16 protein-coding genes are annotated in these 17,185 nt (G+C 31.6%); 14 read left to right on the plus strand and 2 right to left on the minus strand.

The features are described 5' to 3' along the window. Window positions 1–57 precede the first annotated feature (57 nt). The 3 genes from ACVCZW_RS15325 to ACVCZW_RS15335 all read left to right on the plus strand — a co-directional run bounded on the left by ACVCZW_RS15325 (window position 58) and on the right by ACVCZW_RS15335 (window position 2,220). Entirely contained in the window at window positions 58–546 is a 489-nt protein-coding gene (locus ACVCZW_RS15325; RefSeq protein ID WP_452230563.1) for a hypothetical protein, read from the plus strand. A gap of 77 nt (window positions 547–623) precedes the next feature. Beyond that, the gene (locus tag ACVCZW_RS15330; RefSeq protein WP_452232815.1) at window positions 624–1,499 is read left to right on the plus strand and encodes a class I SAM-dependent methyltransferase; all 876 of its coding nucleotides are present in this window, start codon (window positions 624–626) and stop codon (window positions 1,497–1,499) included. Window positions 1,500–1,710: 211 nt separating this feature from the next. Next, a complete protein-coding gene (locus tag ACVCZW_RS15335; RefSeq protein WP_452230565.1) occupies window positions 1,711–2,220 on the plus strand; it encodes an OmpH family outer membrane protein in 510 nt (169 codons plus the stop codon). 32 nt (window positions 2,221–2,252) lie between these two features. On the opposite strand, the gene ACVCZW_RS15340 is transcribed toward ACVCZW_RS15335, so the two are convergent. Next, a complete protein-coding gene (locus tag ACVCZW_RS15340; RefSeq protein WP_452233020.1) occupies window positions 2,253–3,410 on the minus strand; it encodes a DNA polymerase III subunit in 1,158 nt (385 codons plus the stop codon). 181 nt (window positions 3,411–3,591) lie between these two features. Between ACVCZW_RS15340 and ACVCZW_RS15345 the strand changes: the two genes are divergently transcribed. The 4 genes from ACVCZW_RS15345 to ACVCZW_RS15360 all read left to right on the plus strand — a co-directional run bounded on the left by ACVCZW_RS15345 (window position 3,592) and on the right by ACVCZW_RS15360 (window position 8,777). Next, window positions 3,592–4,809, plus strand: coding sequence for a hypothetical protein (locus ACVCZW_RS15345; RefSeq protein WP_452232816.1), 1,218 nt, complete (start codon window positions 3,592–3,594; stop codon window positions 4,807–4,809). Between the two features lie 102 nt (window positions 4,810–4,911). Next, entirely contained in the window at window positions 4,912–6,099 is a 1,188-nt protein-coding gene (locus ACVCZW_RS15350) for a phosphoglycerate kinase (protein WP_452230567.1), read from the plus strand. A gap of 84 nt (window positions 6,100–6,183) precedes the next feature. Next, complete coding sequence (locus ACVCZW_RS15355; RefSeq protein WP_452232817.1) at window positions 6,184–7,773, plus strand: LysM peptidoglycan-binding domain-containing protein; 1,590 nt, start codon at window positions 6,184–6,186, stop codon at window positions 7,771–7,773. 23 nt (window positions 7,774–7,796) lie between these two features. After that, window positions 7,797–8,777, plus strand: coding sequence for a DUF4837 family protein (locus ACVCZW_RS15360; protein WP_452232818.1), 981 nt, complete (start codon window positions 7,797–7,799; stop codon window positions 8,775–8,777). Between the two features lie 78 nt (window positions 8,778–8,855). On the opposite strand, the gene tatA is transcribed toward ACVCZW_RS15360, so the two are convergent. Further along, the gene (gene tatA / locus ACVCZW_RS15365; protein WP_452230570.1) at window positions 8,856–9,035 is read right to left on the minus strand and encodes a twin-arginine translocase TatA/TatE family subunit; all 180 of its coding nucleotides are present in this window, start codon (window positions 9,033–9,035) and stop codon (window positions 8,856–8,858) included. A gap of 115 nt (window positions 9,036–9,150) precedes the next feature. Between tatA and ACVCZW_RS15370 the strand changes: the two genes are divergently transcribed. The 7 genes from ACVCZW_RS15370 to rfbA are packed head-to-tail and all read left to right on the plus strand — an operon-like array spanning window position 9,151 to window position 17,184. Continuing rightward, entirely contained in the window at window positions 9,151–10,020 is an 870-nt protein-coding gene (locus ACVCZW_RS15370; protein WP_452232819.1) for a M23 family metallopeptidase, read from the plus strand. Further along, window positions 10,017–10,910: an alpha/beta hydrolase family protein gene (locus ACVCZW_RS15375; protein ID WP_452232820.1), complete on the plus strand. Its 894-nt coding sequence runs from the start codon at window positions 10,017–10,019 to the stop codon at window positions 10,908–10,910. Before ACVCZW_RS15370 ends, ACVCZW_RS15375 begins: the two co-directional genes overlap by 4 nt. After that, window positions 10,910–12,412 (plus strand): GH3 auxin-responsive promoter family protein, encoded by a 1,503-nt coding sequence (locus tag ACVCZW_RS15380; protein ID WP_452232821.1) that lies wholly within the window; start codon window positions 10,910–10,912, stop codon window positions 12,410–12,412. Before ACVCZW_RS15375 ends, ACVCZW_RS15380 begins: the two co-directional genes overlap by 1 nt. A gap of 28 nt (window positions 12,413–12,440) precedes the next feature. Further along, complete coding sequence (locus ACVCZW_RS15385) at window positions 12,441–14,129, plus strand: DUF6909 family protein (RefSeq protein ID WP_452230574.1); 1,689 nt, start codon at window positions 12,441–12,443, stop codon at window positions 14,127–14,129. Between the two features lie 9 nt (window positions 14,130–14,138). After that, window positions 14,139–15,248 (plus strand): hypothetical protein, encoded by a 1,110-nt coding sequence (locus ACVCZW_RS15390; protein WP_452232822.1) that lies wholly within the window; start codon window positions 14,139–14,141, stop codon window positions 15,246–15,248. A gap of 10 nt (window positions 15,249–15,258) precedes the next feature. Then, window positions 15,259–16,305, plus strand: coding sequence for a dTDP-glucose 4,6-dehydratase (gene rfbB, locus ACVCZW_RS15395; RefSeq protein ID WP_452230576.1), 1,047 nt, complete (start codon window positions 15,259–15,261; stop codon window positions 16,303–16,305). A 15-nt stretch (window positions 16,306–16,320) separates the two neighbouring features. After that, a complete protein-coding gene (rfbA, locus tag ACVCZW_RS15400; RefSeq protein WP_452230577.1) occupies window positions 16,321–17,184 on the plus strand; it encodes a glucose-1-phosphate thymidylyltransferase RfbA in 864 nt (287 codons plus the stop codon). Window position 17,185: the final 1 nt, after the last annotated feature.

Here is a 17,185-nt window from a genome sequence, read left to right on the forward strand (position 1 = left end):
TGGAACATGTTGTTTTTTTAGATTGTATTTGGAAGTAAAACCATTGAGAATTATACTATGAAACCACACTTGTTATTTGTTCTATTTCTTGTTTTATTAGGCTCTTGTATTCCTGTGAAATCGGTTCCAGATATTAATGGATATCATATTATAGAAGGGACTAAAAAAGGAGGTGCAGATTTTAAAAATCAAAATGTTTTTAGTTTTCAAATCTATAAAGGAAAGCGTGCGTTTGATAAATATTTAGAAGAACGTTTTGGAGATACTCCTGGTTTTTCTTCTACTAATTTTATTGTAGAAATTGAAGATGTACCATTTGTAATTCGTGTTTTAAGTAAAGAAGAATCTAATCAATATTTAGATTTTACGGATTATATTTTTGAAAAGGAAGATCCAGAATTGGTGAAGAAAGGTAAAAAGAAGCAATTCATTTATATCGTTGCGAATGACGAAAATGGAGAAGATGCTTTGAGTACAAATTCGTTTTACAGATATATTGTTGCAAAATATTTAGACGATATCCGAATGCGTTTTAAAGCGTATTAGAACATTTTACAATTAAAAGAACGAAACTAAAATATATTTATTTCTCCGTCTGAATCTGTTTTCAGAATTTATTCCAAATGAAAGAAAATTACATACCTCTAAAAGTGAAAGATCATTCTGTTTCTGGTGAAGCATTTGAATTGGTAGAAAATAAAACCTATGGTTTTTTAGAAACAATGCCGCAGCCTAAAGAAGAAAAACTTTCTGAATATTATAAAACCGAAGACTATATTTCGCACACAGATTCTAAAAGAAATATACTTGAAAAAGTATATCATATCATTCGAGGTATTTCTTTAAAACGAAAATTAAAACTTATTAATTCTTTTTCCATTAGTAATGCGGACTTTAAAAATTCGGAAGAAAAAAACCTTTTGGATGTTGGTTGTGGTACCGGAGATTTTTTGCAGGTAGCTAAAAATAGCAATTGGAATGTTTCTGGAATAGAACCAAACCAAGAAGCAAGAGCTATCTCAAATAGTAAAACTGGTAATGCGGTTTATAGCACCAAACAGTTATCAGCTTTTAACAAACATAGTTTTGATGTGATTACTTTATGGCATGTATTAGAACATTTGCCAAATCTAGAAGATCAAGTTGCTGTTTTTAAAAGTTTATTAAAGGAAAACGGAACTTTAATTATTGCGGTACCCAACTATAAAAGTTATGATTCAAAACATTATAAACACTTTTGGGCAGCTTTAGATGTGCCAAGACACCTTTGGCATTTTAATCAAGAATCTATTGCAAAACTTTTTGCTAAAGAAAATATGAAGATTGTAAAAACACTTCCTATGCAATTTGATGCGTATTACGTGAGTCTACTTTCTGAAAAATATAAATCTGGATTTATGAATCCTTTTAAAGCTTTTTGGTTCGGATTTCTTTCTAATCAAAAAGGAAAACGTTCTGGAGAGTACTCTTCGTTAATTTATGTGCTAAAAAACAGCTAATTCTTGTTTTAACTATTGTAAATCGGTTTTTAGGACCAAAAACAATAGAATACATCTTGTTTTTTTAAAAACGCCTTAAAAGGCGTTATACGAGGTGGTTTTTAATAAATTTCACTTATAGATTGTGTTTTAAGTATAAGTATATTTTATACAAGTAATTTCCTTTCCTTTTTTTACATTTGCGCAGATTAAAAAATAAAAATCACAAACCATGAAAAAAATAATTTTAGCACTTGTAACCGTTTTCGTTTTTACTTCTTGTGAGCAACAAAAAATTGCTTTTATAGATAATGGAGAATTAATAAATGAATATCAAGGGAAAAAAGACATTGAAGCAAAATTTAAAATTAAAGATGAAGCTTTTAAAAAGAACACTGATAGTTTAGCTAACGGTTTTCAAATAGAAGCAAAAGCTTTTGAACTTGCAGCAGCAAAAATGTCTCAAAGCAAGCAGCAAGAAAAATACCAAGAGTTAATGCAAAAGCAACAAGGTTTACAAAGACAAGTGCAAATGCAGCAACAAGCAATGCAACAAGAATTTCAAGTGGAAATTGATTCTGCTCTTGTTAAGGTAAGAGACTTTGTAGCAGATTATGGAAAGAACAACGGTTACACATATATCTTAGGAAAGAATGAAGCTGGTAGCGTGATGTACGGAACCGAAGCTAATGATATTACAAAAACAGTTGCTGAAGCGTTAAATGCTTCGTACACTAAGTAATATAAAATGTAGTATTGTTTTAAAAGTCAAGCTTATGCTTGGCTTTTTTTATGCAGTAATCTGGTTAGTTTTATAGATAAATCAGTTAGGATTATTTTAGAATTTCCGTTACGTTCTATGTGGTAAATAGCATCTTGTAACTCATTCGATATTTCCAAAATATTGTTACCATGTATAAAAGGAGCAAAGTTTTCTAGTTTAAATTTTTCCGTTTTAGGTTCAAAATAGACTAGTTCATTTGCGTTATAATTCATTAATAATGCTTGTCTAAAAAAGTCGATACAAAATTGAAGAAATTGCTTTTGAGTTTCTCTTCCTGTTTTAGCAATGTCTTCACTCCAGGTTATTAAATCATGAATAGCTGCTTTGTTTCCTTTCGCTTTAAATGCGCTTCTAATCCAAAAAATAAACCACGTTTCAAACTGTATATCTTCACTATCTTGATATACTAAATCACAAGCTTTGTTGTAGTTTCCGTTGGCCTGATGTGCAATTTTGGTTGCTACAGAATTGTCTAAATTATATTGTTTTACTAAGCCTTCTTTTACATCATTTTCTGCCAAAGGAGGAAAATGTAAAATTTGACAGCGGGATTTAATCGTATTAATTATTTGCTCTTCGTCTTCCGCAATTAGAAGAAAAATAGTTTTGTTTGGTGGTTCTTCAATTAGTTTTAAAAGCTTGTTCGAAGCGGCAGTGTTCATTTTTTCTGCCATCCAAATGATCATTATTTTATAACCACCTTCATAAGATTTTAAGGCAAGAGATTTTACAACCTGTAGCGCTTCATCAACACCAATTTGTCCTTGTTTGTTATCTACACCAAGTAATTTATACCAATCAAACAGATTGCCATACGGTTGCTCTTTTAGTAGTTGTCTCCATTCTTCTAAATAATAACTAGAAACAGGTTTGCTTTTTACTTTATCACTGGTAGTAACAGGAAAAGCAAAATGGAGATCCGGATGTGAAAGGTTATTAAATTTAAGGTTGCAAGCAGGGTTTCCACTGTTGTTCTCTTTGTTTGTATTGCCACATAAAACGTATTGTGCATACGCAATAGCCATTGGTAGCGTACCAGAACCTTCTGGGCCTACAAATAATTGTGCATGTGCAATTCTACCATTATCAACACTTTGTGTTAAATGGTTTTTTATATGTTCTTGTCCTAAAATATCACTAAAAAGCATAGCGCAAATATAGTTTTTATCCTTAAAAGGAAATACAAAACCAAACTTCAATTTTAAAGAAAACAGGAAGTATTTATACTTCATAAGTACTATAAAAGCCTGTTAAATCACGATTAAATACTAATAATATAGATAAAGTGTATTAATTACGTATCTTGACAATCCCAAATCCCTACCTAAAATGAAAAATCTACTTAAATATAGCTTTGCTGTACTTATTGTGTTTTCTACAAGTGCACAAAATCTAGAAACATTAGAACCCATTCAAGAACGTCCGTTAAGCACGCAAAAAGAATTTTATATTCAAGGCGATGCTGTTGCTATTGGTAATAATATTTTAAGCGAACATGGTAATCAAAACTATAATCAAATAGGCTTGATGAATGACAAAGTCGAAATGAAATATGTAGATATTGACAATGAAAAGGATACCTTTAGTTCTAGTGCGGCAGCATTGGAATTACCACAAAATGTTAATAAGATAAAGTTTGCTGCTTTATATTGGAGTGCAACGTATGGTTTTAAAAAAGGGCAATACAAAGTAGTAAATAACAAAATGATAGTGAAAGGAAAAGGAGAAAGAGACACTACAATTAATTACATAAAATTTAAAACGCCTAATCAAGAATATAAAAACATAAAAGGAGAAGTCCTTTTTGATGGTCATGATAAAAAATTCTTTGCCTCAAATTCACCTTATGTTTGTTATGCAGATGTAACTTCAATCTTGCAAAGTAGTAATACAAATGGATACTTTACCGTTGCAAATATAAGAGCGACCGAGGGCGTTATAACGGGCGGGAGTTCTGCTGGTTGGGTATTATATGTTGTTTATGAACAAGAAGACGCTACACTTAAATACATTAGTACATATCACGGTTTGTCGCTGGTAAATAAAAAGCCATTAGCTATTCAATTTAATAATTTTAAGACCACAGCGTTTGGTGAAATTGACGCTAGTATTACCATGGCAGCAATTGAAGGAGATGCAAAACTAAAAACAGATAAATGTGCTATTTTTAGTAATAAAGACAACCGGTTTATTACTATGAGTTCTAAGTTAAGACCGGCATCTAATTTCTTTAATAGTAAGATCACAAAAAACGAAGAATATGTAACAGAAAGACTTCCTAAAAGCGAAAACACCTTAGGGTTCGATCTTGTAACATTCGATATTCCTAACGCCAATAATGCTTTATTGGCTAACAATCAAAAGGAATTAGATTTTAAAATCTATACCAAAGCAGATCGATTTTATATGTTTTTCACCGCTTTTAAAACAGATATTAGCGAAAGCTGTTATATTGAAAATAACCTAGAGAACAACGATTTATTGGTTACAAGAGATGTTTTAAAAGAAGCAAAGCCTGTGGTTGGTAATATAGAAGACGAAGAGTAAAACACGATAAATTCGTACAACAATAATAATATTGCGCATATTATTTATTTTGAAGACCTTTAGCGTTCAAAATAATATGCGCAATTTTTATATACCACAAAAATGAAAACACTAAACGACTTTAACTTTAAAAACAAAAAAGCATTAATAAGAGTAGATTTTAATGTACCATTAAATGAAAACTTTCAAGTAACAGATGCTACCAGAATACGTTCTGCAAAGCCAACCATTATTAAAGTTTTAGAAGATGGAGGAAGCTGTATTTTAATGTCGCATTTAGGAAGACCAAAAGGAGTTCAAGACGAATTTTCTTTACGTCACATTGCAAATAAAATTGAAGAAATCATTGGAGTAGAAACAAAGTTTGTTTCCGATTGTGTTGGTAAGGAAGCTGAAGAAGCAGCAAAAAACTTAAAACCAGGCGAAATTTTATTATTAGAAAATTTACGTTTTCATGAAGAAGAAACAGCAGGAGACAAAGACTTCGCTGAAGGACTTTCAAAATTAGGAGACATTTATGTAAATGATGCTTTTGGTACAGCACATCGTGCACATGCTTCTACAACTGTTGTTGCTCAATTTTTTCCAGAAAGAAAATGTTTTGGTTATTTATTAGCACAAGAAATAGAAAGCATTAAAAAAGTAATGGAAACAGGAGAAAAACCGGTTCTTGCTATTTTAGGAGGAGCTAAAGTATCTTCAAAAATTACAATAATTGAAAATATTCTAGATAAAGTAGATCACCTAATAATTGGAGGAGGAATGAGTTTCACCTTTGTTAAAGCGCAAGGCGGGAAAGTAGGAGATTCTATTTGTGAAGATGATAAAATGCCACTAGCTTTAGAAATTTTAAAACAAGCAAAAGAAAAAGGAGTTCAAATTCATATTCCTGTAGATGTTTTAGCTGCTAATGCTTTTAGTAACGATGCAGAAACACAAGTTTGCGATATAAATAAAATTCCAGATGGTTGGCAAGGTTTAGATTGCGGACCAAAATCGAAGCAAATTTTTAATGATGTCGTATTACAATGTAAAACGATTCTTTGGAATGGTCCTTTAGGTGTTTTTGAAATGGAAAACTTTGCAAGCGGAACCATTGCTTTAGGAAACTCTATTGCAGAAGCAACAAAAAAAGGAGCATTTTCATTAGTTGGAGGTGGCGATTCTGTTGCAGCAGTAAAACAATTTGGCTTTGAAAATAAAGTTAGTTATGTAAGTACTGGTGGAGGAGCTATGTTAGAAAGCTTAGAAGGTAAAACGCTTCCAGGAATTGCTGCTATTTTAGAATAGTACAAAGCCGCACAAACTTTTTTATTTTAATAAAACACGAATTTAGTATCTTATACGTTAAAAGAAGACGCTAATTATACAATCATGCAATTACAAAAACTCTTTTTCTTTGTTTATTTTTTAGGTCTTGCTATGCTTCAAGCACAAGATTCTTTACAAGTGGCAACAGAGAATTTACGCCTTACAGAGCAGCAATTGGAAGCTGGTGAAAATTACATTATAGATACTATAGTGGATGGTCAAGCTTACTATAAAAAGGAAATAAAGATTATTGAAGAACTAGATCTGGATAGTGCACTTTTAGATAATGACTACGCAGCAAAAATTGACGAAAAATGGTTAGAAGAATTATATAGTAATTCTTTGTTTGATACTATTTACAAAGCTGTTGGTGACTTAGATTATAAAGATGTTTATTATCCCGAATTATCTACTGAATTATTAAAATCTAGACTTGCAGAATTAAATGCAAGAACCCCTTTTAATGTAGAATATAATCCTTCGTTAGAAAGTGTCATTAAATCTTTTTTAAAACATAGAAGAAGGTCCTTTGAGAAATTAATGGGATTAGGCCATTATTATTTTCCAATGTTTGAGCGTGAATTAGACAATTATAACATTCCGTTAGAAATGAAATATCTAGCCATTGTAGAATCTGCTTTAAAACCAAGAGCACGATCTAGAGTTGGCGCTACAGGTTTGTGGCAATTTATGTTTGCAACAGGAAAGCAATACGGCTTAAATGTAAGCTCTTATGTAGATGAACGTAGTGACCCAATAAAATCTACAGAAGCCGCATCAAAATATTTAGCGAGGCTTTATGAAATTTTTGGCGATTGGGATCTTGCGCTTGCAGCATATAATTCTGGTCCAGGAAATGTAAGTAAAGCCATAAGACGTTCTGGTGGCTATGAGAATTATTGGAATATTCGTCATAATCTTCCACGGGAAACAGCAGGTTATGTACCCGCTTTTTTGGCAACCATGTATATTTTTGAATTTGCGGAAGAACACGGTTTTAAACCTGTGAAACCAGAGTTTCAATATATAGAAACAGATACGGTTCAAGTAAAACATATGATTACCTTAGATCAAGTTAGCGAAGCAACAGGAGTGCAGATCGAAACGCTTCAGTTTTTAAACCCTTCGTATAAACTAGATATTATTCCTGTGGTAAAAGACGAGAATTATACGTTAAGATTGCCAAGAGATGTAGTAGGGAAGTTTGTAAATAACGAAGAAGCATTCTATGCTTTGGCTAAAGCGGAATTGGATAAACGTGAAAAACAATTACCCCAATTCTTTAATTCGGAAAGTAAAACCAGATATAAAGTGCAAAATGGGGATTACCTCGGAAAAATTGCAAGAAAATTTGGTGTTCGCGTTAGTCAATTAAAACAATGGAATGGTTTACGAAGCAATAATCTTAAAATAGGACAGCGCTTAACTATTTATCCAAGAAACACCGCTGCAACAACAAAAAACACACCCAAAAAACAAGTAAAAACTGCGTTTCCAGCCAATGCCAAAACATATATGGTTAAAAGTGGAGACTCCCTTTGGAGTATTTCTCAAAAATTCCCAGGAACTTCTATTCAAAATATTAGAGATTGGAACGATATTAGTGGTAACAATTTAAAACCAGGAATGAAGCTTGTAGTTTCTAAAAGCTAATACTTCTATAAAAACTAACAATTATGCGTAATTTTCTTTGTATTGCAATGGTAATACTACTGTTTACATCTTGTGAGGATAGTAAATCTTCTAACAAAAGAATCGTTTCAGCATCTTCAGGGACACTTAATAATATTTCTGTAGTTGTAGACAACGAACTTTGGGATGGTGAAGTAGGAGAGTCGATTAGAGGCGTGCTTGCTGCTCCAATTTATGGTTTGCCACAAGACGAGCCCTTTTTTACAATGGCACAAATACCACCACAAGTATTTTCTGGCTTTGTAACCAAAAATAGAACGGTTTTAAAAATCGAAAAAGGAACGGCAGAAGCTGCAGTGAAAATTGCAAGTGATGTGTATGCAAGACCACAAAAACTGGTTTTAATCACAGGTAAAACGAATGCAGAGATTATCAAGCAAATTAAAGATAATGCAGTTAAAATAGTAGCGGCTTTTAAAAACGAAGAGCTAAAAGAAAAGCAACGAAGAATAAATTTATCTTTAAATAAAAACAATAGCATTAAAGAAAAACTAGGATTTACTATAAATTTTCCTACTGCATATCGAATAGCAAAAGAAGAAAACAATGTGTTCTGGATTAGAAAAGATATTAATACAGGTACAACTAATTTAATGTTATATGCGCTTCCATCTAATGCTATTAAGAAAAACGATAGTTTAATAAATCAGATTATTAAAATTAGAGATTCTGTTAACAAAATTTATATTCCTGGAGCAACAGAAGATGCATATATGGTTACCGAGGATGCGTACGCACCTTTTCTTTCGGAAACCATTATAGATAACAAGCCAACTATAGAAACAAAAGGTATTTGGGATATGGAAAATGCATTTATGTCTGGACCTTTTGTAAATTATATGATAGAAGATAAAGTAAACGATCGCTATGTGGTTATAGAAGGTTTTGCTTTTGCTCCTTCTGTTTCAAAACGAGATTATATGTTTGAGTTAGAAGCTATTATTAAATCTATAAAATTGGAATAGACATATTTAAAAATATAAAACAAAAAAAAACCAACGCAATACGTTGGTTTTTTTTGTTTTGTATAAAAAAGAAGGTAATTATTCTTTTTTGTTTTCTTCTTCCTCTTCTTTAGTAGCGTCTTTAAATTCTTTAATCCCACTACCAAGACCACGCATAAGTTCTGGTATTTTTTTACCACCAAAAATTAGTAAAACAACTACAGCAATTAATACTACTTGAGGCCAACCTATAAAAAGAGGTATCATATTTAAAATCATAATCTTTAAATTTAGAGCAAAGTTAATAATTAAAGTTTAATATTATCGTTTAAACCACAACTTTAGTATAATATTAAAGTAAGACTTTATAATTTTATATACTTTTGTTTTAAGCATGAAAAGAAAAAATAACAAAGAAAAAAAAATAGCAAAAAAGTTACTACATAAGTATAGACTAGTTATACTTAATGAAGATACTTTTGAAGAGCGCTTATCCTTTAAGCTTACCAGGCTTAACGTATTTGTCTTGCTTGCCATATCCTCCATCCTATTAATTACGGCTACAACATTTTTTATAGCGTTTACGCCGTTAAAAGAATATATTCCAGGTTACTCTTCTACAGCTTTAAAAAAGAAAGCTACTATATTAAACCATAAAACGGATTCTTTAGAAAAAGTAATAACCATAAATGAACGTTATTTTTCTTCGATAAAAAAAGTATTACATGGGGAATTAAGTAGTGAAAACTTTAATAGAGACTCTATTGTGGAAGCTGCTAAATTAGATGTAAGCGAAATAGATCTTGCACCAAATAAAGAAGATTCTTTATTACGCGAAAAAGTGGATAAAGAAGATAAGTATAATCTTTTTGAGTCGGCAACCTCTAATGCTAGTTTTGTATTGTTTCCTCCAGTAAACGGAACCATTACAGAAAGCTATAATGCCAAAGAAAAACACTATGCTGTAGATGTTGCAGTTGCTAAAAATACGCCTATTAAAACAACTGCAGATGGTATTGTTATTTTTGCAGATTGGACAACCAAAACAGGGCACGTAATTATTGTAGAGCATAGCCACGGATTAATTTCTGTATATAAACACAACGCGTCTTTAAACAAAGAGCAAGGGGATTTAGTAAAAGCGGGTGAAGTGATTGCTATGTCTGGAAATTCAGGAGAATTTACAACAGGACCGCATTTACACTTTGAACTTTGGAGTGATGGATACCCTATTAACCCAACCAATTTTATAGACTTTGAATGAGAAAAATTTGCGGTATAATCTTGTTCGTTTTTATGATAATCTGTTTTTCATGTAAAGAAAATCAGGAAACTACATTTCATGCGCAAATAGTTTCTCAAATACTTTTAAACGAAACAGAAATGTTTCATTCTGATGGCGTAGATACCTATAAAATTAATTATAAATCGGATGGTTTAAATATTGAAGGATTTATTGCAAGACCAACACAATATAAACCAACAACAAAATTACCAGCGATAATTTATTGCCGCGGAGGAAATCAAAGTTTTGGTGCGATTAGTGATTATCAACTTCAAATAATGAACCGTTTAGCAACGAAAGGTTTTGTTGTTTTGGCCTCCCAACTACGAGGTAATATGTATAGTGAAGGCGTAGATGAATTTGGAGGGAAAGATGTAAACGATATTTTAAATCTAATGGATATAGCGCAAGATTTAGAATTTGTAGATGCAAAAAATATGCACGTATTTGGTATATCTAGAGGCGGAATGAATACCTATCAAGTTTCTAAATTATCGGATGCTATAAATAGTATAGCAATTGTTGGATCGCCAACAAACCTTTTTCGCTTATCTAAATCTAGACCAAGAATGTATACCAAAGTGATGCAACCATTAATTGGAGATTCTTTAACTAAAAGAAAGGAATATGAAGAAAGATCGGCTGTTTTTTGGCACAATAAATTAAATGAACCAACGCTAATTCTTCATGGAAGCGAGGATTCTAAGGTGGAAGTAGAAGAGGCGCAAATATTAAGAGACTCTTTTGCAAGTTCTAATAAAAAAGATTTTCAGTTTAAAATTTTTGAAGGCGGAAATCATAGTGTATCCAATTTTGAAGAAGAACGAAACGAATTAATTTCCAACTGGTTTAAAAAACACCATAAATAATGTTCTCATTAAAAGCTGCTTTAGCAAAACCATTTGCAAAACGAGTATATAAATCTGTTCAAAAATGGGCGAATAACCCTGTGGAAACACAGCACAAAGTATTTCAAAAATTAATTAGCGATGCTGCGACTACACAATTTGGTAAAGACCATGATTTTATAAGCATTAATAATCATGAAGACTTTATTAAGCGCGTTCCGGTTAGAGATTACGAAGACTTAAAACCGTATGTAGAAAGAGTGGTTGCAGGAGAAGAAGATATACTCTGGAAAGGGAAACCTGTTTACTTTGCAAAAACATCCGGTACAACCTCTGGCGCTAAATACATTCCGATTACCAAAGAAAGCATGCCAACGCATGTAGAAGCCGCTAGAAACGCTATTTTACTGTATATTCATGAAACTGGAAATGCGAAGTTTGTGGATGGTAAAATGATTTTCCTTCAAGGCTCTCCAATTCTAGAAACACAAAACGGCATACAATTAGGAAGGCTTTCGGGTATTGTAGCACATTACGTACCAAAATACCTTCAAAAAAATAGAATGCCTTCTCTAGAAACCAATTGTATTGAAGATTGGGAAACAAAAGTAAATGCTATTGTAGAAGAAACCCTGCCAGAAAATATGACCATCATTTCTGGAATACCATCTTGGGTACAAATGTATTTTGAAAGGCTTCAGGAAAAAACAGGGAAAAAGGTTGGTGATATTTTTAAAAACTTCAATTTGTTTATTTTTGGAGGTGTAAACTATGAGCCTTATAGAGCAAAATTCGAGAGTTTAATAGGACGAAAAGTAGATAGCATAGAACTCTATCCTGCAAGTGAAGGCTTTTTTGCATACCAAGACAAACAGAACGAAAAAGGAATGTTGCTGCAATTAAAATCGGGGATTTTTTATGAGTTTATAAAAGCAGACGAATTTTTTAATGAAAACCCAAAACGACTTACTATTAAAGATGTAGAGGTAGATGTAAATTACGTGATGCTCATTTCTACAAATGCAGGACTTTGGGCATATAATATTGGGGATACGGTGCAGTTTACTTCTACAAAACCATACCGAGTTATTGTTTCTGGTAGAATAAAACATTTTATTTCTGCTTTTGGGGAACATGTTATTGGTAAAGAAGTAGAGCAAGCATTGCAAGAAGCTTTAGAAGATGGTAATGGGGAGGTTTCTGAGTTTTCAGTAGCACCTCAAATTAATCCAACAGAAGGACTGCCATATCATGAATGGTTTATAGAATTTGAAAAAGAACCTGAAAGTATTTCCGCTTTAGCGCAAAAAATGGACGCTTCATTACAGAAACAGAATAGTTATTATTTAGATTTAATAGTAGGCAAAGTATTGCAACCTTTAAAGATTACTTTAGTTAAAAAAGGTGGTTTTCAGGATTATATGAAATCTATTGGGAAACTTGGCGGACAAAACAAATTACCGCGTTTATCTAACGACAGAAAATTAGTTGATAATTTAGAAACATTAAATCTCACGAAATAATACTATATTTGCGGGTTAAATAAAGTATATGAGTAACAAAAAACATCATGCAAGAACGAGAGCCCAAGAGAGCTCAAATGCTATTGAGCGTATGTATATTACTATGCGACACCTTTTTAATCGTGGTTTTTATAAACCAATGGGTGTTTCAGGGGAAACATTACGTGAGGCATTGTTATTGTTAAGACCAGAAATTTATGGTTCTATTGGCGAAGAAAAAGCAGAACTAGAAGGACTACTTTATGTAGTAGATAGATTACCAGAAGGAATAGAAGAATGCACCTTTATAAACTTAACTAGTGATGAAGGCTATGCTAATTCCCATTTTAAGACTATAATTCCACCAAAAAGAAGACGTAATTGCTATCGAATAGATGAAGAGCAAATGAACATCGAGATTACTCGTGGTCGCTCAGAAATTTATGATATACTGACACATCTTACTTTTCTTTTTGTAGAATCTCATAAAATTAGCAAACGCGTTTTAATAGATGAAAATGGCTCTACTACTCGAGATTGGATTAAGCTTGAAAAAGCAGTAACTACCAAAAAGAAACTTACACAACAAGAACGCGAAATAGCAATAACACATACCGCTAATATTTTAGGAAGAACCTTTAATGAGCTAAATGAAGTGTATGAAGATTTTGCCATACCAACACAACCAGAACGTTTATTACACATTGTGTATTGGCTAGGTAAATTAGCCATTGAAGAAGTTGTAAACAACAATAAAAGAACGGTTACTTTTAGTCCTGTTTTAAGAGAACGATTAGGACATCATATTCATGGAGAGATTTGGGCAAATAATATAAAAGCAATTTTACATAAAAACGAATTGCTAGAAAGACCAATTCATGTCATTAGTGCAAACATGCATAGTGTAATGAATACGCTTTTTGCTCCAAATGCCTTAAAGTCTTTAGCTTCTAAAAATGATATTTTTGAAGTTTATGAAGCTATAAGTCATAAGGATAATAAAGATTTACGTGATAAGGTAACTAAAGAAGCATTGCAAAAAGGAATGCTTTATATTCAAGATGAGTCTGGTACCAATATTAATGTCCAGGTTTTTGATACTGCAAAAATAGATTTTTCTAAAGTAGACATAGACGTTAACCAAGAAAAACTAGAAGCAGAAAAACCAATTATTATTGTAATGGATTATGCTTTTGGTGAGCAAGCTTACGAAACTATAGATGAACTTTTAAAGCCATATAAACCTAACGGAAAGAAAACACATTTATATGTAGATTCTATTTCTATTATGGGAAAAGCAGGTATTTTAGAAGGAGGAAAAGGAGATATTATGATACCTTCTGCACATATTTTTGAAGGTACAGCAGACAATTATCCTTTTAAAAATGAATTGTGTACAGCAGATTTAGAAGGACAAGGATTACAAATATTTGAAGGTTCTATGATTACTGTTTTAGGTACTTCTTTACAAAATAAAGATATTTTAAAGTTCTTTCATAGCTCTACTTGGAATGTAATTGGTCTAGAAATGGAAGGTGCACATTACCAAAAAGCAATTCAAGCAGCCTCTAAAGTAAGAGGAAGTATAAACGAAGACGTTAAAGTGCGTTATGCATATTACGCAAGTGATAATCCATTAGAAACAGGAGGTACATTAGCATCTGGAGGTTTAGGAACTTCTGGTGTAAAACCAACATACTTAATAACAAGAAAAATTTTACAACAAATATTTAACTAACAAACGATTATGAGTGATAAATTACCAGATACAAATAATTCTGAAGAAATCGATTTAGGGCAATTGTTTTCTTTTATTGAAAGGATTTTTAAAAGGATAGGCAATTTTATTTATAAAATATTTTCTGCTATTGTTTGGGTTTTAGAAAAAATAGGAATATTAATTCTTGTTATTATAAGTATATTAAAAAAGCACTTCCTAAAAGTTTTAGGAGGTTGTATATTAGTTTATGTCTCTTTTTATCTATTGGATAAATATTCTAGTAAAAAATACCAATCTACTATCGTTATAACTCAAAATTTTCAAACAGGAAATTTATTATATAATACGATTTCAAGACTAAATACATTAGCTAAAGAAAAGGATTCTGTAGGATTAAGTAATGAACTAGGTGTTTCTCTAGAAAAAGCTTCTAAAATTGTTGAGCTGGGTGTTAAGGATTATATGAGTAAAACAGAATTCATAGAGGCTTTTAATGAATACAATGCCGAGAAAGACTCTACAGCAATGGTTACGCAAGAAGCCTTTAATGACATACAAGACTTAGAAAATTTTGAAACACAAATTATTTTCGTGTATTCAAAAGATCCAACTATATACAGTGGGATGTCTGATGCGTTTTTAAAACTAATTGAATCCAATAAATATTTTATTGAGGAGCAACAAAAAGTAACTACCAAAATTAAATTGGAAATTAAAACATATAAAGATAATTTAGTTAAATCGGAAGATTTACAAAAAGATTATGTTAGTATTTTAAAAAGCTATTATAGTGCTACCGATGGAGAAACTAGCCAAGCAAATGTTAGTTTGAATCTATCTAATAATAAAGAAAAAATTAATACAAAAGAATTTGAATTGCTAGGTAAGCAAAATGAAGCGAGGCTAAATATTATTGATTTAGAAAACCAGCTTATAGAAAAGGAAACAATTGTAAGACTTCAAAAAGATTTTACAAGAGCAATTACTGTAGATAGTTTTTATAGGAAGAATGGAAAAACAGCTACAATGTTAATAGCAATTTTAATAGTGCTGTTCTATTTAGTTAAAGAGTTTAAGTTAATATCTTTTATTGATTATTACGGAAAAAAAGAAAATCTAACAGACAAATTAGTATAAAAACAGATTCATGAAAAATTTATTAATTACAGGAGGAGCAGGATTTATAGGATCTCATGTTGTTAGACTGTTTGTTGAAAAATATCCAGATTACAATATTGTTAATTTAGATGCTTTAACCTATGCCGGTAATTTAGAAAATCTAACAGACATTGAAAATGCTTCTAATTATACTTTTGTAAAAGGAGATATTACTAATGAAGCTTTTATTAATTCTCTTTTTGAAGAATATAAATTTGATAGCGTTATTCATTTAGCAGCAGAATCTCATGTAGATAGATCTATTAAAGATCCGTTAGCATTTGTTAGAACCAATGTTATTGGTACCATGATTTTATTAAACGCCTTTAAGGCACTATGGAAAGATAATTTTACAGACAAGTTATTTTACCACATCAGTACAGATGAGGTTTATGGTTCCTTAGGCGAAACAGGTTTGTTTGAAGAAACAACATCTTATGATCCAAATTCACCATATTCGGCTTCCAAAGCAAGTTCCGATCACTTTGTAAGAGCATATGGCGAAACGTATGGGATGCCTTATGTTATAACAAACTGTTCTAACAATTATGGTCAAAATCAATTCCCTGAAAAATTAATTCCGTTATTCATTAATAACATAATAAATAACAAAGCACTACCTGTTTATGGGGATGGTAATTATACAAGAGATTGGTTGTATGTAGTAGATCATGCAATTGCCATAGATTTAGTATTCCATGAAGGAAAACAGGGAGAAACCTATAATATTGGTGGTTTTAATGAGTGGAAGAATATAGATCTAGTAAAACTACTTTGCCAACAAATGGATGTTGCATTAGGTAGAAAAGAAGGTTCTTCAGAACAATTAATAGCATACGTTAAAGACCGTCCAGGACATGATTTAAGATATGCTATTGACGCATCTAAAATAAATAAGGAATTAGGTTGGAAACCATCGGTAACCTTCGAGCAAGGCTTAAAAATAACTATAGATTGGTATTTAAACAATGAAGATTGGTTAAATAGTGTTACAAGTGGTAATTATCAAGCATATTACCAAAAGCAATACAGCTAATATAAAAACAAAAACATGAAAGGAATAATACTAGCAGGAGGTTCAGGTACAAGACTTCACCCTTTAACACTTGCCGTAAGTAAGCAATTAATGCCTATCTATGACAAGCCAATGATATATTATCCATTAGCTACTTTAATGTGGTCCGGAATTAAAGATATTCTTATTATATCTACACCGCACGATTTGCCTTTATTCGAACAACTTTTGGGAGATGGAAAAAAGTTTGGTTGTAATTTTGAGTACGCAGTACAAGAAGAACCAAATGGTTTAGCAGAAGCTTTTGTTATAGGTGCAGATTTTATTGGTGAGGATAAAGTAGCCCTTATTTTAGGAGATAATATCTTTTATGGTTCGGGTCTTGCAGAATTATTGCAAGCCAATAACGACCCGGATGGTGGTATTATTTACGCATATCATGTGCATGATCCAGAACGTTATGGTGTAGCCGAATTTAATGAAGAAGGTAAGGTTATTTCTATAGAAGAAAAACCAATAAAACCAAAATCAAACTATGCAGTTCCAGGAATCTATTTTTATGATAATTCTGTAGTAGAAATTGCTAAAAACATTAAACCTAGTCATAGAGGTGAGTTAGAAATAACCGATGTGAATAAAGAGTATTTAAAACAAGGTAAACTTCAGGTGAGTGTATTAGATAAAGGTACCGCTTGGTTAGATACGGGAACCTTCAATTCACTTATGCAGGCATCGCAGTTTGTTCAAGTGATTGAAGAAAGACAAGGTCTTAAAATTGGAGCTATAGAAGAAGTAGCTTATAGAATGGGGTATATAAACAAAGAGCAATTAAAGAACTTAGTACAACCACTAATAAAAAGTGGTTATGGTAAACACTTGTTAAGCATTTTAGAAAATTAAT

Source organism: Lacinutrix sp. MEBiC02595 (assembly GCF_053601555.1).